This window comes from Ruegeria sp. AB6 (genome assembly GCF_056542685.1).
Map to the genome: position 1 here is coordinate 24,675 of NZ_JBQGAD010000015.1, position 18,478 is coordinate 43,152.

The following is an 18,478-nucleotide window of genomic DNA, read 5'->3' on the forward strand; positions in this document are numbered from 1 at the left end:
TGTCTTGTCGTTTGTTCGGTCAGAATTGACTGACGTCCTGCCATTGCCGCTGGTCCGAAGACGCAAGCACCGCCGCAAGAACGCGGTTCACCTCATGCCCGTCGCGGAAGGTGGGCCAGATGTTTTCGCCCGTGTCGATGGCGTGCAGAAAATCCTTCGCCTCGATAATGATCTGGTCCTGATAGCCGGTACCATGGCCCGGTCCCTGACAGAAGGGCTCATAATCCGGGTGCGCGGGTCCGGTCAGGATCTTGGTGAAGCCTCGCGACGCCTCGGGGCCTTCCCGGCGATACAGCCACAGGGCATTCTGATCCTCTTGATCAAAGCGGATCGCGCCTTTGGTTCCCGTGATCTCATAAGCATAACCCATCTTTCGTCCCGTCGCGACGCGGCTGAAATAGAGGTTCCCCATGACCCCGTTTTCGAACCGGCACATCATCTGGGCATGGTCGTCATTCGTGACCTCTCCGCCCGGCCTGTGCCGGTGGACGGTTTCCACATCGGCCATCACCTGCGTGATCGGCCCGATCAGCGCCATCGCACCGTTGACCATATGCGGGGCCAGATCACCGATAGTGCCATTCGCCATGCCGGTCGTGCGCCACGTTGCCGGGGCCTGAGGGTCGGCGTAGAAATCCTCGGTATGTTCGCCCCGAAACCAAGTGATGTCCCCGATCTCTCCATCCGCGATCAACTGCCGCGCATATTGGCTGGCAGGCGTTCGGATATAGTTGAAGCCAACCATGTTGATGGCACCCGCTGCTTCGGCGGCCGCCACCATTGCGTGACTGTCTTCCAAAGACGCCCCCAAGGGTTTTTCGCACAGCGCCGGCTTGCCCAGCGCAAAGGCGGCTTCGGCGATCTGGCGATGCGTGGACTGAGGCGAGGCGATCACGACCGCCTCGACCTTTGGGTCGTTGACCAGCATCTGCCAGTCATCCGTCGCACGCGCGAACCCATAGGCTGCGCGGTAGCGTTCCGCACTGGCAGGGGTCGAGGCGCAGATCACCTCAAGACGCGGGCGTAAGGCTGTGTTGAACACGGCGCCAACAGCGGCCATCGCAACCGAATGGGCCTTGCCCATATAGCCGCCACCGACGATTCCAATTCCGATTTCAGGCATTTGCAGCGGCTCCGAACAATATATTTGCAACCGGTTGCAAAATCAGTATCGTGAGAATCGACTTAACGCAAGGACCAACGATCCCTGCACGCCCCTTTTCGCCGGAGGACAAGACGTGAGCGCTTTGATGGATGGGATCAAAGGAAACCGATTTGCCGTTTTCGGACGCGCAGGCATGGATATGTTTGCCGACCCCATCGGCACCAAAAGCGAACATGCCGAAACCTTTCGCGCCGATCTGGGCGGCTCGTCCGCCAATATCTGCGCCGGGTTGGTCAAGCTTGGAAGCCAGGCGTCGCTGATCACCTCGGTCTCGGATGACGCGGTGGGGCGGTTCTGCCTGAACCGGCTTGCGCACTATGGGGTGGATACCTCGTTCATTCGCGTGATTGGCGGTGAATATCGGATTTCGCTGGCGGTCTATGAAAGCTGTGTTGAGAATTTCCAGAACGTCATCTACCGCAACGGCGCGGTCGATTTCCAAGTTACCGAAGAGGATATGGACCGGGTGGACTATGGCCGATTTACCGCCGCGATTTCGGCCGGAACGGTTTTTGCCGCCGAACCCTCGCGCAGCGCGACGTTCCGCGCGTTCGACAATGCGCGCGCCGCCGGGCTGCCGATCATCTTTGACATCGACTACCGCCCCTATAGCTGGCCCTCACCCGAAGTGGCCGCTGACGTGCTGTCCCGCGCGGGCGAAGCCAGCGATCTGATCGTGGGCAATGACGAAGAGTTCGGATTCATGGCCGGCGGTATCGAGAAAGGCTTTGCTAAAGCTCAGGAATTGGCCCGCAAGCCGGGGCGCGTCGTCATCTATAAAATGGGTGAAAAGGGTGCGATCACGCTGGCGGATGGGCAGGAATACAAAACCGGCATCTATGCTGTTGACGCCATCAAACCCGTGGGCGCAGGCGACAGTTTCATGGCCGGTTTACTGGCATCGATCGCGGCGGGCCATTCGTTGCGCGATGCGGTGATGCGGGGCTCGGCCTGCGCATCGGTCGTGGTCTCGCAACCCGGCTGTGCGCCCGCCATGCCCACCACGGCTCAACTGGACGCCTTTCTTGCGTCCCATCCCGGTCCGACGACCTAGGAGGTCCCATGCATATCGCCCCTTTTGACAACCAGAACAAACCCATCGTGGATACCGACGATCCGACAGTGCCGCTGAACTATTTCAACATCGTCAAACTGAAAAAGGGCGAGGCTTTCGAATATCAGGTGCCCGGCTATGAGACCTGCATCGTGCCCGCCACCGGTAGTGTCGATATCGAAATCGAGGGCGTGCAATTCCCGGCGCTGGGGAACCGGGGCGAGGATGTCTGGGACGGCGAGCCCGAAGGGGCCTATGTGCCGGTAGGCGCCAAGGCGCAGATGGTCTGCGTGTCGGAGAGTGCCGAGGTCTTCGTGGCCGGTGCCAAATATGACAAGGTGCTGGACCCGTTCGATGTGCGCGAGCATGACCTTGTGCAATATGGCAGTGACGACACCAAAACCCATCGCAAGATCAAGCACATTCTGGGTCAAAAGCAGCACGACAAAGTGGGCCGTCTGTTGGTGAGCGAGCTGTTCACCGTCGGTCAGGGCGGCTGGTCCGGGTTCCCCAGCCACAAGCACGACACCAACCGCCTGCCCGATGAGACGCGGCATGATGAGACCTATAATTTCCGTTTCAAACCCAACTGGGGCTCGGGCCTGCAGATGTTGCAGCGCGAGGATAACGAACCGGGGGATGCTTATCACATCGTCGATGGCTCGACCGTTTGCATTGATAAAGGGTATCACCCCTGCTGCGTCCTGCCGGGCTATGAGATGTATTATTTCACCATCCTTGGCGGTCTGACCCAGCGGTCTCTGGTGCAGTATTTCCAACCCACCCATGCCTATCAGATCGAGACGATTCCGGGCATCAAAGACATGATCGCCAAGTTCAAATGACCCTCGTTACGCTGAAAGACGTCCTGCAACCGGCCTATGAACAAGGCTATGCCGTCGCCGGGCTTGTTACGCTGGGATGGGAGGACATGCGTGCCTATGTGGCCGCGGCCGAAGCGGAAAACGCCCCGGTTATCCTGCAGGCGGGCCCAAGCTGTCGTGAGCACACCCCTTTGCCCGTTCTGGGCAAGATGTTCCGGCATCTGGCGGAAAATGCCTCAGTCCCGGTCGTGGCGCATCTGGATCACGGCTATACGTATGAGGACTGCAAGATCGCACTGGACAGCGGCTTTACCTCGCTGATGTTTGACGGCTCGCGCAAGCCCTTGCAGCAGAATATCGATGAGACTGCTGCCATCGCCGCAATGGCCCATGCCGCAGGGATTTCCTGCGAGGGTGAGATTGGCTTTGTCGGCTATTCCGGGGGTGAGGGGTCAAACGGAACCGACCCTGCCGAGGCCGCGCAATTTGCCAGACAAAGCGGTGTCGACGCGATGGCGATCTCGGTCGGCAACGTCCACCTGCAACAAGACAAAGAGGGCGGGCTGGATGAAGCCCGTATCGCCGAGATTGACGCGATGACCGAGATGCCGCTGGTGATCCATGGTGGCTCGGGCGTGCCGGTCGAGCAACGCGCGCGTCTGGCCCGCGAGACGTCGATCTGCAAGTTCAACATCGGAACCGAGCTGCGCATGGCCTTTGGCGCCGCCATGCGAGAAGCCGTGAACCGTGACCCGGAGCGGTTCGACCGCGTGACCATCCTGAAAGAGACCCATGACCCGGTCGAGGCCGCCGCTCGTACCGTCATTCGGGCCTTTGGTGCACCGCCTCAGCGTTAAGCTCAGGCGTCGCGTTCCATGATCCATTCGACCTCAGGGGCCGGCACAAAGCGCCATTTGCGCAAGGGCCCGGCCATGACGTTCAGATAATACATCTCGAACCCATAGGGGGCGCCACAGGGGTGGTGGCCGCGCGGGACACAGACCACGTCGCCATCTGAAACGGCCATGGTTTCATCCAATTGGCCGTCATCCGTGTAGACTCGCTGAATGCCAAACCCGTTGGCGGGGTTCAGGCGGTGATAATAGGTTTCTTCCAGATAGGTGATGCGGGGATAGTCATCCTCGTCATGGCGATGGCTTGGATAAGATGACCAGTTGCCGTTTGGGGTAAAAACCTCGGTCACAAGCAGGCTGTCGGCGTAGTCTTCCGCCTCCATCGCGATGTTGTTGATATGGCGCGTGTTGGTGCCTTTGCCCCGTTCAGTCAAAGTAATGCCGTCCGGCCCGATACGACGCGCTTGATGTCCGCCTTGACCGGGGGCGGAACACACGGCCAGAACGCAATCAGTTTCCGCAACCGCCTGCCAATCGGTCCCGTTGGGCAAATAAAGGCAATGCGGAGGAGTCTTTTCGAACACATCCATCCGGTCGCCCAGCACGCCCCAATCCTGCCCCGCCCCGGTGATCTGCGCCTTACCTTCGACCATGACCAGGATGACCTCGCGATCACCGGTCACCTCGGAAGCTGTGTCGCCCGCGCGCAGATGGTAGAGGCCAAACCCGACATAGCGCCATCCGGCATTGGCCGGGGTGATGTCATGCACCTTTCCACGCGTGCCGAAGGGTTTTTTCAAAAGGTCCGCCATCTCGTGTTCTCCGTGTTGGGCGGGCATGTTCGCCCGCCCGATATTGTCTTATGCCGCCTGTCGGGTTTCCAGCGCTGCAAGCGCTTGTGCCAGCTGTTCTTCTGTCCACCCTTCGGATACCGCGCCGCGCAGGATATCGGCTTGGCTGGCCGGGGCGTTCCCGCCAACCGGTGGGTCCGTATCCAGATTGGTTGGAAACGGATACCCCTCGGCAGTGGCCGCGATGGCCGCGTCCAGTTCCGGCCCCGACAGATCGCCACGCTGCTTCAGCGCCACCAGCGCCGGGAACGCCCTCAGCGACATGGCGCGCCGGTCGATGGCCTCCATCGCGCGCCCGAAGGCTGAAGAGACCTGAAGCAGGTTTGCCATCCTGTTGATATCCGCGCTGCGGTTCTCGCCCGCCGCATGAAACAGCGCCGGGTTGAAGAAAACGGCATCGCCCTTGTCCAGCGGCAGCTGGATGTAGTTTGCTTCGAAATGGTCGCGGTGGGCTGTGTCGTGAAACGCCAGATAGCCCGGCGCATAGAGCTGCGAAAACGGCAACAGCTTGGTCGGTCCGCTTTGGACCGGCATATCGCAATGAGCGACCGCGCCCTGCAAGGTCAGAGTCGCCGTCACCAAATGCGCATGGGCCGGATACCGCGCGGCGCTTTCGGCGCTTTGAAACCCCAGATGATAGTCCCGATGCGCTTGCTGTGCCTTGCCGCCGGGGCGGACCTGATTGACCTGTGCAGTCATCTGATAGTTCGGACCCAGCCAGGCCTCACACGCGGCCGCAATCGAGGTGTTGCCGAAGTACAGCGCAAAGCCCTCGGGATCCTTCATGCATTGCTTTTGCAGCGCATTCCACACCCGGTCATTGGCACCCGAGGCCGCAAAGTGATCGCCTTCGCCTGCCCCACCTTCGCGCTCTTCGTCGATGATCTGTTGAAACACCTCCGTCGCCCTGTCTATCACGGTGGTATCCGCATAAGCACCTTTCAGCGCGATCACCCCGGCCGAGCTGTTCAACACCTGCCCCCATTCCGCAAGCAGAACTTGACGCCGCGCGCCATCCTCTAGCGCAGGCCGCAGGGCACTCATGTCATAAACGGGTACGTTCTTTTCAATGCCCGCCGCATGCGGCACCGCTGACGCCTGTAGGGCCTGGGAGGTCAACACCTTGAATTCATCCAGATCACAGGATTCCCGGTCAAAATATCCGACATATCCAAGCTCTTGGCTTACCATGATTTTCTCCTTTCTCATGGCTTCGGTGTTGCCCTTCGGGCGGTGAGTTATGCAGTGATCGTCAACCCAGCCTCCCCACAGACTTCGACAATGTGCTCGTAACCCTTCTTCGAATACTCGTAGGGTGGCGCTTTGGCGGGGTCCTGTTCGGCCTCAACCACGATCCAGCCGCTGTAACCCATCATCTTCAGCGCGTTTGCGACGGCCTGAAAGTCGATGCAGCCATCGCCCGGCACGGTGAAGGCTCCGGCGATAACGGCATCCAGAAAGCTGCGATTGTTCTCGCGCGTATCCTGCACAACCTGCGGGCGGATATCCTTGAAATGGACATGGTGTACCCGGTCACCCCAGCGGTTCAGAGTGGCCATCACATCGCCGCCCCCAAACAGCAGGTGGCCCGTGTCAAAGCACAGCTTAACCTCGGGGCCAGAACCCTCCATCAGCCAGTTCACGTCGTCTTCGCTTTCGATGATCGTACCCATGTGATGGTGATAGGCCATGGGCATACCCTGATCCGCCATCCACTTGGCCAATTCGGTGATCTTAGCGGCGTAGGCCAGAACTTCATCCTTCGACAGTTTCGGGCGGTCGTTCACCGGCGTTCCGATCTGACCCTGAACGGTGTTCGAGCATTCGGCGTATACGATACAGGGGCTGTTCAGCGCCGCGAATTGTTCGACCTGTTCGCGTACGGCCGCACGTTCGGTGGCAAAGTCATTCACCAGCGACGCGCCCGAGCACCAGCCACCGCAAAGCGCAATGTCATTCGCCTCAAGATAGGCGCGCAAACCTTCAGTATCGCCGGGCATCCGCTGGCCGCGCTCAACGCCTGTATAGCCGATCTCACGCGACTCCTTCAGCGCCTGCTCCATTGTGTAGGCAGCGGTCAGATCCGGCAGATCATCATTCTGCCACGCGATCGGAGAGATTCCGATTTTCACGCTCATTTGGTATTTCTTTCCTTGATCGCCAGCTCGTAAGCCGCGCGTTTTTCGTTCACTTCAGGGCGGATGCTGACCTCGGGCACCGCCACTTCCCACCACGTGCCACCATATTCGGTCGAGGGGTAGGGATCGGTGTCGATGACAACCACATAAGGCCCCTTGATATCGGCGCGTTTGGCAAGCGCGTCCTCGAGCTCGGCAATCGAGCCGACCTTGACAGAGGTCGCACCCATCGCCGCCGCATGGGCGGCAAAGTCGATATTGGACGGGTTCTCATGCACAGCATGGTCCAGCAGGTTGTTAAATTCGGCCCCACCGGTGCCCATCTGCAGGCGGTTGATGCAACCAAAGCCCCGGTTGTCGGTGATCACCACGGTGAACGAAACGCTCATCATCGCGGCCGAGGCCATCTCGGAATTGGCCATCATATAGGTGCCGTCGCCGGTAAAGCAGATAACGTCGCGCTCGGGCTCGGCCATCTTGATGCCCATGGCGCCCGCGATCTCGTACCCCATGCAGCTGAAGCCGTATTCCATGTGATATGCGCCAGGGCGCGGGGCTTTCCACAGTTTGTGCAGTTCACCCGGCATGGTCCCGGCCGCGCACATCACCACCGTATCGTTATGCGAGGCGCGCTGGACTGCGCCCACCACCTGCATATCCGTCGGCAGAGCGTTCCCGTCGCCGGGCGCGTCCGTGAGCTTGTCGACCTTACCGTACCAATCCGCCTTGAGCGTGTCCGAAACAGGATCGGCGCGATAGCCTTGAAGGGCAGCGCCCAGCTCGGTCAATCCGACGCGCGCGTCCGATTGCAACGGCATCGCGCTGTGTTTCTCAGCGTCATAGGCGTTGGTGTTCAGACACACCATCTCGCGATCCGGGTTCGAGAACAGGCCCCATGATCCGGTGGTGAAATCCTGCAACCGCGTCCCTACTGCCAAAACCAGATCAGCTTCGGCGCAGACCTCATTGGCCGGTTCGCCCCCGGTCACGCCAACGGGGCCCAGGTTCAACGGATGGTCCCAGGCCAACGCGGACTTGCCCGCCTGCGTTTCGGTGACGGGAATGTTGTGCATTTCAGCAAAGCTTTGCAACGCTTCTGTCGCATCCGAATAGTGCACGCCGCCCCCGGCGATGATCACCGGCCGTTTGGCCGCCTTGAGCGCCGCCACTGCGCGGGCCAGCTCACCTTCATCCGGGCGGATGCGGCGCTGATACCAGACGCGGGGCTCAAAGAAGCTTTCGGGATAGTCATAAGCTTCGGCCTGCACGTCCTGACAGAAGGACAACGTGACCGGCCCGCAATCGGCGGGGTCCGTCATGGTGCGGAACGCCCGCGGCAGAGCGGTCAGCAGGTGTTCAGGCCGAGTGATCCGGTCGAAGTAACGGCTGACCGGGCGGAAGCAGTCATTGGCACTGACCGTACCGTCGCTGAAATTCTCGGGCTGTTGCAGAACCGGATCAGGCCCGCGTGTCGCAAACACGTCGCCGGGCAACAGCAAGACCGGTAGGCGGTTCACATAGGCCAACGCCGCCGCCGTCACCATATTCGTGGCCCCCGGCCCGATCGAGGACGTCACCGCCATGGTCTGCGCCCGCCGCTTTTGCTTGGCATAGGCAATCGCGCAATGGGCCATGGTCTGCTCGTTATGGCCACGATAGGTGGGCAGGCTGTCTTTGACGGCGTGCAGCGCCTCGCCCAACCCGGCGACATTGCCGTGGCCGAAGATGGCCCAGACACCGGCGACAAAGGGCTCGCCGGCCTCGTTCATCTGCGCGCCAAGATAGCGGACCAGAGCCTGCGCCGCGGTCAGTCGGATTGTCTTGCTCATTCGTGTTTCCTTTCAACACAAGGCCCGTTTCGGCGTTCCGTTGAACTTCAGTTTTGCCAATATGCGTGACGGGGCCGTGTCAGACGGTCCCGCCCAGCGACCCTTCCAGTTCGGCCAGTTCCTGTCCACCGGCCATGAGGTCCTGCAACTCTTCGGGCGAGATTTCACCGCGTTTAGCAGTACCGAGCGTCTGTCCCCTATTTAGCACGGTGAACCTGTCGCCAACCGCCAAGGCGTGGCGCACGTTGTGGCTGATAAAGACCACGCCGACCCCCTGACTGCGCACCTTGTCGATTGTGGCCAGAACGTTCGAGGTCTGACGCACCCCAAGGGCCGACGTCGGTTCGTCCAAAATCAGGATCTTCGCGCCGAAATGCACCGCACGGGCTATGGCAACCGTCTGACGCTCACCCCCCGACAATGTGCCAACGGCCTGATCCGGACCACGCAGGTTGATGCCCATTTTGCGCATCTCTTCCATGGTGATCTCATCGGCCAGCTTCTTATCGAAGAAGTTGATCCCGGCCACTTTGCGCGTCGGCTCGTTGCCCATGAAGAAATTGCGGCTGACGCTCATCAGCGGAATCATCGCCAGATGCTGGTGCACCGTAGCAATCCCCGCTGCAATCGCATCGCGCGGGTCTTCGAAATGCATCGGCCTGTCTTCGAAAAAGATCTCACCCGACGTTGGTTTATGCACCCCTGACATGGTCTTGATGAAGGTCGATTTGCCTGCACCGTTGTCGCCCAGCAGGCAATGACACTCACCTGGCCTCAGATCGAAGCTCACCCCAGCCAGAGCGATCACCGAGCCAAAGTGTTTCTGGATATCGACCATCCGAATGATTGGGGCCCGTTCCTGCGCATCGCCGTGATGGAATTTGGTATCTTCGGTCATCTCAGCGCTCTCCTGTGATGATGCGGCGGATATAGGTGTTCAGGATCACCGCACCCAGCAGGATCACACCCAAAAACACCCGGAAGAGTGAGCTTTCGACCCCCGCAAAGAACAGCCCCTGCTGCACCACGCCAAAAATCAGCGCGCCCAAAGCCGCACCCAGCACCGAACCATAACCACCGGTTAGCAGCGCGCCGCCAATGACCACGGCAATGATAGCCTCGAATTCCTTCAGTAGGCCGCGATCCGCCCCGGCTGATCCGAACTCCATCACCTGACAGGTGGCGAAAACCGTGGCGCAGAAGGCAGTGAACATGAACATCAGGATTTTGACCCGGTTCACCGGCACACCAGAATTCCGCGCCGCCTCGGCATCGCCGCCCGCAGCAAAAATCCAATTGCCGAACTTGGTCTTGGTCAGAAGTATGTGACCAAAGAGGATGATGGCCAGCGCCCAAATGATCAGCATCGGAATGCCGTCGACCACAGGCTGACCGGCACGCGTACCGCGCTCGAAGGTCTCGATAATGCCCGCATCACCCAACCAGACGAACAGACCCTGCCCGACCTTGCCACCAAAAACTGCAGCCAGCCAATCGCCCTCGGCCACGTCGCGAATGCCACCTATGATGGTTTTACGCTCAATGGTTTGGGGCAAGTAGATGGTGAAGCCGCGCAGAATGAACAGAAAGGCCAGCGTTACGATAAAGCTGGGCAATCCCGTGCGCACAACGATGTAGCCGTTAACCGCACCGATAAAGATGCACAGCGCGAAGGTCACAATGATCGCCATCCAGACCGGCCAACTGAGCGTGACCGAGAAGATTGCGATCATCATCCCCGCGAACCCGATCATTGAGCCCACAGAAAGGTCAAACTCACCTGCAATCATTAGTAGGCAGGCGCCCACGGCAATGATCATGAATTGGGCCGAGACAATCGACCAGTTCATAACGCCCTGCGCGTTGAACATGCCGCTGTCAAAGGCGAATAGCAGGAAGAATGTGAACACGGCGACGGTGCCGACCATACCACCCAATTCGGGACGGATCAGGGCACGACGCAACGGCGAGATCTCTTTGATCCGTTCGTCACCGCCCATTGCGGATTGCGCTGATTCAGCCATAGGTGCCTCCCCTCGCGCTCTATAGAATGCTTAGATTTTGCTAGGGTGCGGACGCAGCAACCGCGTCCGCACCGAAATTGAAGATCAGCGGTATTCGCCCGCAAACTCTTCGATTTTACCCAGACCGTCTGCGGTCACGAAACCGGGGCCCGAGTTGATGTTGTTACCCGGCAGAACGCCATAGCGGTGGTAGTTGGCCATCACGACAACCGGCAGATAGGCCTGAAGGAAAGGCTGCTGGTCGATGCCCCACTGGATCACACCGCTTTTGATACCTTTGACGATCTCACCACCCAGATCGAAGGTGCCGAAATAGATGTCACCGGCCATGCCGTTCTCTTCCAGCGCCAGAATGGTCGGATCAGCCGAGGTCGGCCCCAGCGTCAGCACGGCATCCGTATCGGGATTAGCCGAAAGATAAGCCAGAACGCGGTTCTTGATCTCGGCCGGGTCCTGACCAGCGTCGATCATCTGCTCACCCAGTTCGATCCCCAGACCGTCGGCAAAACCCTGACACCGCTCCTGGCTGGAGGGCTGTACGATATAATGGTTCACACATAGGAACGAGCCGATACCGTCGCCCTTGGCGCGCAGACCGGCGGCGTAGCCTGCGTCATATTCCGGCTGGCCGACATACATCAACGCACCCACTTCGCGCGCCTTTTCCGGCGTGCCGGTGTTCATGATGATAACGTCGATGCCCGAATCCACGGCAGCTTTGATCGGGCCTTCCAGAATGTCGGGGTCCGCCAGCGTCGTGATAATCCCGTTCGGACCCGAAGCAGCGGCCTGATCGATGATCCGCGCCATGTCGGCCAAGTCACCGGTGGGCGGATTACGATATTCAACCTCGACACCCATCTGCTCGCCCGCCAGAGCGATACCGTTCTTGATGGTGTTCCACCAGCTGTCACTGTCCGGAGCGTGGCTGACCAGAATGTACTTCTCGCCCTCGGCCGCAGCGCCAGTGACGCCCGCGAACGCAACGGCGCTGGCCATCAGCACGCCTTTTACAAACTTCTTCATTTCCATTCCTCCCAATAGAACAGTCAATCAGTGTGCCGGGTTTGCCCGGCCATTCGGTTAAACCGAATCTCCTCTGCCCCGGTTCGGCACCGGGCTTTCCTCAGTTTGAGGATATCCGGCAATTTTGCAACCGGTTTCAAAACACATCCTCCAAAGCGACCGGTTGCCTGGTTTTTGCCGAGCGGGTCGCAGCCTCGGCCATTGCCAAGGCGGTCACGCCATCCTCCAACGTGACGGGCATCGCCATGCCGGTTTGCACCGCGCCGACAAACGCATCCCATTCGGCCCGGTAGGCTGGCATGTAGCGCTCCAGGAAAAAATACGTTGGCTTTGCTCCAACCACGCCATCGACCGTGGATTTGACGACCGTGTTTTCCAGAACGTTATGGGCCTGAAGTAACCCAGCGGCCCCAAGCAATTCAACCCGCTGATCATAACCATAGGCTGCACGCCGCGAATTCTTGATCACCGCGATGGCACCATTGGCGTAAGTCATTGTGGTTACAGCGGTATCCACGTCTCCAACAGCCCCGATTTCGGGATCCACAACCGAGGATCCAACCGCAGAAATCGTGATCGGCGCCTGCCCCATCAGGTAATTCGCCATATCGAAATCATGGATCATCATGTCCCGAAACAACCCGCCAGAGGTTTTGACATAGCTGACGGGCGGCGGAGCTGGATCGAAAGAGGTGATCGATAATAACTCGGCCTTGCCGATATCTCCGCTGGTGTAAGCCTGCTTCAAAGACGCGAAACTGGGATCGAAGCGGCGATTGAACCCGACCATCACGGGCTGACCCGTTGCGGCCGCGACCTGTTGGCAGGAAATTGCCCGTTTCAGGTCCAGATCAACCGGTTTCTCGCACAAAACCGCCTTTCCGGCACGGGTCGCCGCTTCGATCAGGTCCGAATGGGTGTCCGTCGGTGACGCGATCAGCACCGCATCAATCGCCGGGTCATTGATCACCGCCTCGGAGGTGCATGCCTGCGCCCCATATGCGCTTGCCAGAGCTTCGGCGGCCTCGGCCACAGCGTCAGACACGGCGCTCAACTTGGATTGCGCATGCCCGGCTATAGCCTCAGCATGAACACGGCCAATCCGTCCCGCGCCAATCAATCCGACGTTCAGCATGAGGGTTCCTCGAATCTTTATTCCACGCCACAGTGTTGGTTTTTGCAACCGGTTGCAAGATTTTTTTTGCTGTTGCGTATTCCAGTGTCAGCACCCGGTTCGACCGACAGAGGATTTTTCTTGGGTTTCATGATAAGATGCAGCCCTGTTTGCGAGTTCAGGGGGGTGTTGCAATGGTTGAATATGGAATTGCCACGGGTACGGTTGGCGGTTCTGTCGGCGGTGGCGGTGGCTACCGCGGCGGAGGTGGTGGCGGAGGGTCGAATATCTCGTACTGGGTCGGATATTTCGAACAGAACCCCGAGATCATGATCGCCGCACTTGTCGGCATCTTTCTGGTCGCGCGGTATGTTCTGGCGCGGTGATCGCGCGATGCTCGGGCCCGTCGGGCCAAACCGGTGAGAAATGGCGATCCCTGAAGGACTCGAACCCTCAACCTGCTGATTAGAAGTCAGCTGCTCTATCCAGTTGAGCTAAGGGACCGCTGCGCCCTTCTTGCGGTTTTTAAGCGCGGGGTTCAAGGGCCAAGCGCATGAAGGCACTGTTTGGGTCTTCGGAGTAACCAAAGATTGGGCCGCAATAGGAATAGCCCAGCGCCTCGTACAGCTTACGCGCCGCGTCATAGTCGGGCAAATGGGCTGCCCCGGTTTCCAGAACCAGTGCCTGCATCCCTTCAGACCGCGCGACATCCGCCAGATGGGCCATCATGGTGCGCGCCAGACCCCGGCCGCGCGCCGCTACGACGACATGCACGGATTTAACTTCGGCCGTGCCATCCGGCAATGCCTTGAGCGCACCACAGCCGATGGCCTGTTCGGCGTCAAACATCGCCCAGAACCGGATACCAGGCCCCGCAAGGCCGCTGGCATCCATCGTATGATTGCTTTCCGCCGGTCCCGCGGTTTCACTATGGGCAAAATGCGCCTCAATCACCGGGCGCAGCGCGTCCGATGTTGGGTCAGCTTCGCGGATGTCGATCAATTCAGTGCGTCCAGGGTGCGCGCCGGTTGGTGGCGAAATTCTCACCATATCCACCTGCTCGAACGTTGGGTTTGCGCTTGTGCGGCTCGGTCACCTGCGCATCAATTCCGTGGTCCTTGGCGTAATCCAACGCCTCTTCCTTGGTGTCGAATTTCAGGCGCACCTGAGTTTGCGTGTCGCTGGAGGACGTCCAGCCCATCAACGGATCAACCTCACGCGACGAAGCAGGGGCATACTCCAGAACCCACTTGCGGGTTTTGGCCATCCCCGAGGTCATCGCATTTCGCGAAGGCTGGTAAATCCGTGCGCGCATGTCGCCTCTCCGTACTCACTTGGCTGGGCATGTTTATGCGTCAGAGCTGCTGCGTGGACAAGTCCGTAAATGTCGCAACTTGGTGTGATTGAAATGGCCTCTTGAACAAGAACAAAAACAGATCAAAATCAGGCCCGAAAGGAATCTCCCCTTATGGCCTATGCACATTCCGACAAGACCCAGCTGACTGCCGAAGACGTCCGCGCCCGCCTGAAACTGGAAGGCGGCAAGGCATTTGTCATGCATACCGATTTTTCCCCTGCAGGGGATCAGCCAACGGCCATCAAGGAACTGGCAGGCGGCGTTCAGGATGGCGAGCGGGATCAGGTTCTGCTAGGCGCGACCGGCACGGGCAAGACCTTCACCATGGCCAAGGTGATCGAAGAAACCCAGCGTCCCGCCATCATCCTTGCGCCCAACAAGACGCTGGCCGCGCAGCTCTATGGTGAGTTCAAGGGGTTCTTCCCCGAAAACTCGGTCGAGTATTTCGTCAGCTACTATGACTACTACCAGCCCGAGGCCTATGTGCCGCGCAGCGACACATACATAGAAAAAGAATCCCAGATCAACGAACAGATCGACCGGATGCGCCACTCGGCCACCCGCGCGTTGTTGGAGCGTGATGATGTGATCATCGTGGCGTCGGTGTCTTGTATCTACGGCATCGGCTCAGTCGAAACCTACGGGGCGATGACGCAAGACCTGAAAGTCGGCAGCGAATATGATCAGCGGCAGGTGATGGCAGATCTGGTGGCTCAACAATACCGCCGCAACGACCAGGCGTTTCAGCGTGGGTCCTTTCGGGTTCGTGGGGACAGCTTGGAGATCTGGCCTGCCCACCTTGAGGACCGTGCGTGGAAGCTGTCATTCTTCGGTGAAGAACTGGAACAAATCACCGAGTTTGATCCTCTGACCGGTGAGAAAACTGATACGATGGAGCAGATCCGGGTCTACGCAAACTCCCACTACGTGACGCCGAAACCGACGATGCAACAGGCGATTATCGGGATCAAAAAGGAACTGCGCATCCGGCTGGATCAACTGGTCGGCGAAGGCAAGCTGCTGGAAGCACAGCGTCTGGAACAGCGCACAAACTTTGACCTTGAGATGCTTGAGGCCACGGGCGTCTGCAACGGGATCGAGAACTACTCGCGCTATCTGACCGGCCGCGCGCCGGGTGAGCCGCCCCCGACCCTGTTCGAATTCATCCCCGACAACGCCATTGTCTTCGCCGACGAATCCCACGTCTCCGTCCCGCAGATCGGCGGCATGTATCGGGGTGACTATCGCCGCAAGTTCACGCTGGCCGAACACGGGTTCCGCCTGCCGTCCTGCATGGATAACCGCCCGCTGAAATTCGAGGAATGGGACGCCATGCGCCCGCAATCCGTCTTTGTCTCGGCCACCCCGGCCAAGTGGGAGATCGAACAAACTGGCGGCGTCTTCACTGAACAGGTGATCCGCCCCACCGGCCTGCTGGACCCCGAGGTCGAAATCCGCCCGGTGTCTATGCAGGTGGACGACCTGCTGGATGAAGTGCGCAAAGTCACCGCTGATGGCTTCCGCACGCTGGTCACGACACTGACCAAACGCATGGCCGAAGACCTGACCGAATACCTGCACGAACAGGGCATCAAGGTGCGCTACATGCACTCGGATATCGACACGATAGAGCGGATCGAAATCCTGCGCGACCTTCGCTTAGGAGCCTTCGACGTCCTGATCGGCATCAACCTGCTGCGTGAAGGTTTGGACATCCCCGAATGCGGGCTGGTCGCCATTCTGGACGCCGACAAGGAAGGATTCCTGCGGTCCGAGACCTCTCTGGTCCAGACCATCGGCCGCGCCGCGCGCAATGCCGAGGGCCGTGTGATCATGTATGCCGACAAGATCACCGGCTCCATGGAACGCGCGTTGAACGAGACCAACCGCCGCCGCGCCAAACAGATCGCCTATAACGAAAAACACGGCATCACACCCGAGACGGTGAAGAAAAACGTCGAGGACGTTCTGGCCGGTCTCTACGAAGGCGACGTCGACATGAACCGCGTCACCGCCACCATCGACAAACCGATGCACGGCGCGAATCTCGAGGCGCATCTGGACGGGTTACGCGAGCAAATGCGCAAAGCCGCCGAGAACCTTGAATTCGAAGAAGCCGCCAATATCCGGGATGAGATCAAACGTCTGGAGGCGGTCGATCTGGCCGTCGCCGACGACCCCATGGCGCGGCAGTGGGCGGTCGAGAAAGCGTCCGAGGATGCGGTGAAATCGCGTGGTCGGTCAACGGCTGGACGTCCGGGGCAACGCGGTGGGAATGTTAAGCGACGGAAGCGTTAAACTGCTAGCGACGCAATACAAAGTTGCAGCACATGGCGTTGTTTGCTTCAGCCGCCTTGCCTAACCGCATTCCGTGGCTAGGTTCAAAGTATGCGAGCCGTTCTGCTATCACTGATCCTTAGCACGCCTGCCTATGCGTGGGATGCAACCGTTGGTCATATTTGCACGCTTTCGCACGAGACTGACGCAGCGAAAATATTTCTCACCTACGACCCGTCTAAACCGCTTTATTCAATCACCGTGACCCAAACGAACTCTGTTTGGAAACAAGCCCCGTGGTTTGCAATGCGTTTTGAAGGCTCGTCACCGATCGAGATTTCTACATCGCACCATGTTCTTTCCAACGGCGCAACGTCTTTGACCGTCACGAATACGGGCTTCGGAAACGTGCTTGATGGGTTGGAGTACAACCAAATAGCCTACGCATTCACGCAGGATCACGTGGCCACATTCTCGCTGGTCGGCGCTGCTGACCCAGTGCGGGTTTTTCGCGAATGTGCGGGAGCTCAACTATCCTAAGTCATCCGGAACGCAACCATCCCTAACATAGATTTCATCGCGTTTTCACGGCAATGTGGACTAAGTGAGCAAATCTCAATCGGTTTGAACCCGAGCGAGTTTTTCTCGCTCACGTCAGCGTTCACCCCTTGTCCCAATGGGCAATCACATCATACCCAACCGGTGTCGGCGGCCCTTCCATGAACTCGGCGAAATGGCCCCACAGTTCGGCCACTTTCGGGGCATTCGCGTTCGAGGTCGCCTCGCTCTCGACCACCGAGATCACATAGCCCGAGCCGTCTTCGTTCATCACATTGGTAAAGCTGTGCATGCCGGGCATGCTCATGATTTCTGACTTCAACGCGTTCATTTTCGCCGTCGCGGCCTCGCGCGTGCCTGGCTTCATTTTGAATTGAGTAATACGTGCAAACATGACTTTCCTCCCTCGTCTGGCGAAATTGCCATAGGGCGCGATCAAAGAAATCCCGCCGTGCAGAAGGTAGCATGGCAGGCACAAATCTCGTATTGATACTTACGAATTCAGCACATTTTCAACCGCGCGCCTCATCCGAGCATGCTGACTGACACTCCAAAGTTGCAACCCAGCGCATAGACCTGGCATGTTGCAGAACTGCCGCGTAGGTTAAACGCCCAACTCCGCCCGTACCTTCTTGGTCAGCTTCGCCACCACCAGATCATAAGACGTCACGATATGCTCGCGCAGCGAGGCATCGCTCATCCCGCGTTCCTCATAGACCTGTAACCACTTCATCCCGCGTGAGGCCAGATAGGGAGCGGGGCGGATGCCGGGGACGTCGCTCAGGACCTCAAACGCCAGATCGGTGGCTTTGAAGGTGACGGCGTCGCGCCCCTCGTGCCAGCCGCAGATCGCAAACACCTTGCCGCCCACTTTCCACACATCCGCATTGCCCCATTGCACCACAAGGGTTGTGGCTTTGAGATTGGCGCAGAACGCGTTGAATTCGTCTCGGGTCATCGCCATTGCCTGGAAAACTAGGGTCGCAGAAATTTGGCACTGCCGACGGAGCGCTCGGCCGGTTGAGCCACTTGCGGGGTTTCGGTCACGGCCGGGGTGGTAAGACGCGGGGCCGAACCGCACGCCACGCCATCCCCGTCAGGGTCGTTTCGCAGGTGATAACCCGGCTCACCAGCGTAGTATGGGCCGGGGATCACTTTGACTGCCGTCGCGCATCCAGCCATCGCGATCAGGTGTAGCATAGCCTCTTCCTGCTCAAACTCCGAGGTGCGCAGGTAGACGCCCAGCGCGATCCCCGCAGTCGTTACTGGCAGCATGAGGACCATCAACAGGATGCGAACGGGCGACAAAGCCCGTTTGCGCAGTGCCTCGGCGCGTCGAACACGTGCCGGAGCCTTGGGATCGGTAAAAAGCGAGCGCGGCTCGGATTCGTTTGTCGACATGGCCAA

General features: G+C 59.2%; 20 protein-coding genes and 1 tRNA gene. 6 read left to right on the forward strand and 15 right to left on the reverse strand.

Features of this window, described 5'->3' with window-relative positions:
- Window positions 1-19 precede the first annotated feature (19 nt).
- The gene (locus tag ACR0DB_RS20740) at window positions 20-1,123 is read right to left on the reverse strand and encodes a Gfo/Idh/MocA family protein (protein ID WP_480552732.1); all 1,104 of its coding nucleotides are present in this window, start codon (window positions 1,121-1,123) and stop codon (window positions 20-22) included.
- 127 nt (window positions 1,124-1,250) lie between these two features.
- On the opposite strand from ACR0DB_RS20740, the gene ACR0DB_RS20745 reads away from it, so the two are divergent.
- From ACR0DB_RS20745 to ACR0DB_RS20755, 3 genes are read left to right on the forward strand one after another with little or no spacing between them, the layout of a single operon-like run.
- Complete coding sequence (locus tag ACR0DB_RS20745; protein WP_170773048.1) at window positions 1,251-2,219, forward strand: PfkB family carbohydrate kinase; 969 nt, start codon at window positions 1,251-1,253, stop codon at window positions 2,217-2,219.
- Window positions 2,220-2,227: 8 nt separating this feature from the next.
- Complete coding sequence (locus ACR0DB_RS20750; protein ID WP_480552734.1) at window positions 2,228-3,064, forward strand: 5-deoxy-glucuronate isomerase; 837 nt, start codon at window positions 2,228-2,230, stop codon at window positions 3,062-3,064.
- A complete protein-coding gene (locus tag ACR0DB_RS20755) occupies window positions 3,061-3,900 on the forward strand; it encodes a class II fructose-bisphosphate aldolase (protein WP_480552736.1) in 840 nt (279 codons plus the stop codon). Before ACR0DB_RS20750 ends, ACR0DB_RS20755 begins: the two co-directional genes overlap by 4 nt.
- Before the next feature lie 2 nt (window positions 3,901-3,902).
- Here the strand turns inward: ACR0DB_RS20755 and iolB are convergent, their stop codons facing one another.
- The 8 genes from iolB to iolG form a co-directional block, all read right to left on the reverse strand.
- Window positions 3,903-4,709 carry a 5-deoxy-glucuronate isomerase gene (gene iolB / locus ACR0DB_RS20760; RefSeq protein WP_170772357.1) on the reverse strand — a complete coding sequence of 269 codons (807 nt, stop codon included), beginning with the start codon at window positions 4,707-4,709 and terminating at the stop codon, window positions 3,903-3,905.
- A gap of 48 nt (window positions 4,710-4,757) precedes the next feature.
- Complete coding sequence (locus ACR0DB_RS20765; protein WP_170784751.1) at window positions 4,758-5,939, reverse strand: phytanoyl-CoA dioxygenase family protein; 1,182 nt, start codon at window positions 5,937-5,939, stop codon at window positions 4,758-4,760.
- Between the two features lie 47 nt (window positions 5,940-5,986).
- Window positions 5,987-6,886 carry a myo-inosose-2 dehydratase gene (iolE, locus tag ACR0DB_RS20770; protein ID WP_480552738.1) on the reverse strand — a complete coding sequence of 300 codons (900 nt, stop codon included), beginning with the start codon at window positions 6,884-6,886 and terminating at the stop codon, window positions 5,987-5,989.
- Window positions 6,883-8,715 (reverse strand): 3D-(3,5/4)-trihydroxycyclohexane-1,2-dione acylhydrolase (decyclizing), encoded by a 1,833-nt coding sequence (gene iolD / locus ACR0DB_RS20775; protein WP_480552740.1) that lies wholly within the window; start codon window positions 8,713-8,715, stop codon window positions 6,883-6,885. The genes iolE and iolD overlap by 4 nt, the downstream gene beginning before the upstream one ends.
- A 79-nt stretch (window positions 8,716-8,794) precedes the next feature.
- Window positions 8,795-9,613: an ATP-binding cassette domain-containing protein gene (locus ACR0DB_RS20780; protein ID WP_480552742.1), complete on the reverse strand. Its 819-nt coding sequence runs from the start codon at window positions 9,611-9,613 to the stop codon at window positions 8,795-8,797.
- Window position 9,614: 1 nt separating this feature from the next.
- Window positions 9,615-10,739 carry an ABC transporter permease gene (locus ACR0DB_RS20785; protein WP_170784759.1) on the reverse strand — a complete coding sequence of 375 codons (1,125 nt, stop codon included), beginning with the start codon at window positions 10,737-10,739 and terminating at the stop codon, window positions 9,615-9,617.
- 84 nt (window positions 10,740-10,823) lie between these two features.
- Complete coding sequence (locus tag ACR0DB_RS20790; protein ID WP_237215832.1) at window positions 10,824-11,738, reverse strand: sugar ABC transporter substrate-binding protein; 915 nt, start codon at window positions 11,736-11,738, stop codon at window positions 10,824-10,826.
- Window positions 11,739-11,901: 163 nt separating this feature from the next.
- Window positions 11,902-12,900 (reverse strand): inositol 2-dehydrogenase, encoded by a 999-nt coding sequence (gene iolG, locus ACR0DB_RS20795; protein ID WP_480552743.1) that lies wholly within the window; start codon window positions 12,898-12,900, stop codon window positions 11,902-11,904.
- A 173-nt stretch (window positions 12,901-13,073) separates the two neighbouring features.
- Here iolG and ACR0DB_RS20800 point away from each other — a divergent pair, with 173 nt between their 5' ends.
- Window positions 13,074-13,265 carry a hypothetical protein gene (locus ACR0DB_RS20800; RefSeq protein WP_170772373.1) on the forward strand — a complete coding sequence of 64 codons (192 nt, stop codon included), beginning with the start codon at window positions 13,074-13,076 and terminating at the stop codon, window positions 13,263-13,265.
- 41 nt (window positions 13,266-13,306) lie between these two features.
- Here ACR0DB_RS20800 and ACR0DB_RS20805 read toward each other — a convergent pair.
- The 3 genes from ACR0DB_RS20805 to ACR0DB_RS20815 all read right to left on the reverse strand — a co-directional run bounded on the left by ACR0DB_RS20805 (window position 13,307) and on the right by ACR0DB_RS20815 (window position 14,194).
- Window positions 13,307-13,383, reverse strand: a tRNA-Arg gene (locus ACR0DB_RS20805).
- 21 nt (window positions 13,384-13,404) lie between these two features.
- On the reverse strand, window positions 13,405-13,929 hold the full coding sequence (locus tag ACR0DB_RS20810; RefSeq protein ID WP_237215803.1) for a GNAT family N-acetyltransferase: 525 nt from the start codon (window positions 13,927-13,929) through the stop codon (window positions 13,405-13,407).
- On the reverse strand, window positions 13,883-14,194 hold the full coding sequence (locus ACR0DB_RS20815) for an ETC complex I subunit (protein WP_170772375.1): 312 nt from the start codon (window positions 14,192-14,194) through the stop codon (window positions 13,883-13,885). Before ACR0DB_RS20815 ends, ACR0DB_RS20810 begins: the two co-directional genes overlap by 47 nt.
- A 153-nt stretch (window positions 14,195-14,347) precedes the next feature.
- On the opposite strand from ACR0DB_RS20815, the gene uvrB reads away from it, so the two are divergent.
- The gene (uvrB, locus tag ACR0DB_RS20820) at window positions 14,348-16,534 is read left to right on the forward strand and encodes an excinuclease ABC subunit UvrB (protein WP_480552745.1); all 2,187 of its coding nucleotides are present in this window, start codon (window positions 14,348-14,350) and stop codon (window positions 16,532-16,534) included.
- 90 nt (window positions 16,535-16,624) lie between these two features.
- A complete protein-coding gene (locus ACR0DB_RS20825) occupies window positions 16,625-17,053 on the forward strand; it encodes a hypothetical protein (RefSeq protein WP_480552747.1) in 429 nt (142 codons plus the stop codon).
- Between the two features lie 121 nt (window positions 17,054-17,174).
- On the opposite strand, the gene ACR0DB_RS20830 is transcribed toward ACR0DB_RS20825, so the two are convergent.
- The 3 genes from ACR0DB_RS20830 to ACR0DB_RS20840 all read right to left on the reverse strand — a co-directional run bounded on the left by ACR0DB_RS20830 (window position 17,175) and on the right by ACR0DB_RS20840 (window position 18,472).
- The gene (locus ACR0DB_RS20830) at window positions 17,175-17,465 is read right to left on the reverse strand and encodes an antibiotic biosynthesis monooxygenase family protein (protein WP_170784767.1); all 291 of its coding nucleotides are present in this window, start codon (window positions 17,463-17,465) and stop codon (window positions 17,175-17,177) included.
- Between the two features lie 210 nt (window positions 17,466-17,675).
- Entirely contained in the window at window positions 17,676-18,029 is a 354-nt protein-coding gene (locus tag ACR0DB_RS20835) for an MmcQ/YjbR family DNA-binding protein (protein ID WP_480552749.1), read from the reverse strand.
- A 17-nt stretch (window positions 18,030-18,046) separates the two neighbouring features.
- Window positions 18,047-18,472 carry an excalibur calcium-binding domain-containing protein gene (locus ACR0DB_RS20840; RefSeq protein WP_170772385.1) on the reverse strand — a complete coding sequence of 142 codons (426 nt, stop codon included), beginning with the start codon at window positions 18,470-18,472 and terminating at the stop codon, window positions 18,047-18,049.
- Between the last annotated feature and the right edge of the window lie 6 nt (window positions 18,473-18,478).

Bases quoted from the DNA above. Each gene is read 5' to 3' on its own strand.
- ACR0DB_RS20780 (WP_480552742.1), bottom strand. From the start codon at position 9,613: ATGACCGAAGATACCAAATTCCATCACGGCGATGCGCAGGAACGGGCC.
- ACR0DB_RS20765 (WP_170784751.1), bottom strand. From the start codon at position 5,939: ATGGTAAGCCAAGAGCTTGGATATGTCGGATATTTTGACCGGGAATCC.
- ACR0DB_RS20825 (WP_480552747.1), top strand. From the start codon at position 16,625: ATGCGAGCCGTTCTGCTATCACTGATCCTTAGCACGCCTGCCTATGCG.
- ACR0DB_RS20815 (WP_170772375.1), bottom strand. From the start codon at position 14,194: ATGCGCGCACGGATTTACCAGCCTTCGCGAAATGCGATGACCTCGGGG.
- uvrB (WP_480552745.1), top strand. From the start codon at position 14,348: ATGGCCTATGCACATTCCGACAAGACCCAGCTGACTGCCGAAGACGTC.
- ACR0DB_RS20840 (WP_170772385.1), bottom strand. From the start codon at position 18,472: ATGTCGACAAACGAATCCGAGCCGCGCTCGCTTTTTACCGATCCCAAG.
- iolG (WP_480552743.1), bottom strand. From the start codon at position 12,900: ATGCTGAACGTCGGATTGATTGGCGCGGGACGGATTGGCCGTGTTCAT.
- ACR0DB_RS20755 (WP_480552736.1), top strand. From the start codon at position 3,061: ATGACCCTCGTTACGCTGAAAGACGTCCTGCAACCGGCCTATGAACAA.
- ACR0DB_RS20800 (WP_170772373.1), top strand. From the start codon at position 13,074: ATGGTTGAATATGGAATTGCCACGGGTACGGTTGGCGGTTCTGTCGGC.
- iolE (WP_480552738.1), bottom strand. From the start codon at position 6,886: ATGAGCGTGAAAATCGGAATCTCTCCGATCGCGTGGCAGAATGATGAT.
- iolB (WP_170772357.1), bottom strand. From the start codon at position 4,709: ATGGCGGACCTTTTGAAAAAACCCTTCGGCACGCGTGGAAAGGTGCAT.
- ACR0DB_RS20785 (WP_170784759.1), bottom strand. From the start codon at position 10,739: ATGGCTGAATCAGCGCAATCCGCAATGGGCGGTGACGAACGGATCAAA.
- ACR0DB_RS20790 (WP_237215832.1), bottom strand. From the start codon at position 11,738: ATGGCCAGCGCCGTTGCGTTCGCGGGCGTCACTGGCGCTGCGGCCGAG.
- iolD (WP_480552740.1), bottom strand. From the start codon at position 8,715: ATGAGCAAGACAATCCGACTGACCGCGGCGCAGGCTCTGGTCCGCTAT.
- ACR0DB_RS20745 (WP_170773048.1), top strand. From the start codon at position 1,251: ATGGATGGGATCAAAGGAAACCGATTTGCCGTTTTCGGACGCGCAGGC.
- ACR0DB_RS20750 (WP_480552734.1), top strand. From the start codon at position 2,228: ATGCATATCGCCCCTTTTGACAACCAGAACAAACCCATCGTGGATACC.
- ACR0DB_RS20740 (WP_480552732.1), bottom strand. From the start codon at position 1,123: ATGCCTGAAATCGGAATTGGAATCGTCGGTGGCGGCTATATGGGCAAG.
- ACR0DB_RS20835 (WP_480552749.1), bottom strand. From the start codon at position 18,029: ATGACCCGAGACGAATTCAACGCGTTCTGCGCCAATCTCAAAGCCACA.
- ACR0DB_RS20830 (WP_170784767.1), bottom strand. From the start codon at position 17,465: ATGTTTGCACGTATTACTCAATTCAAAATGAAGCCAGGCACGCGCGAG.
- ACR0DB_RS20810 (WP_237215803.1), bottom strand. From the start codon at position 13,929: ATGGTGAGAATTTCGCCACCAACCGGCGCGCACCCTGGACGCACTGAA.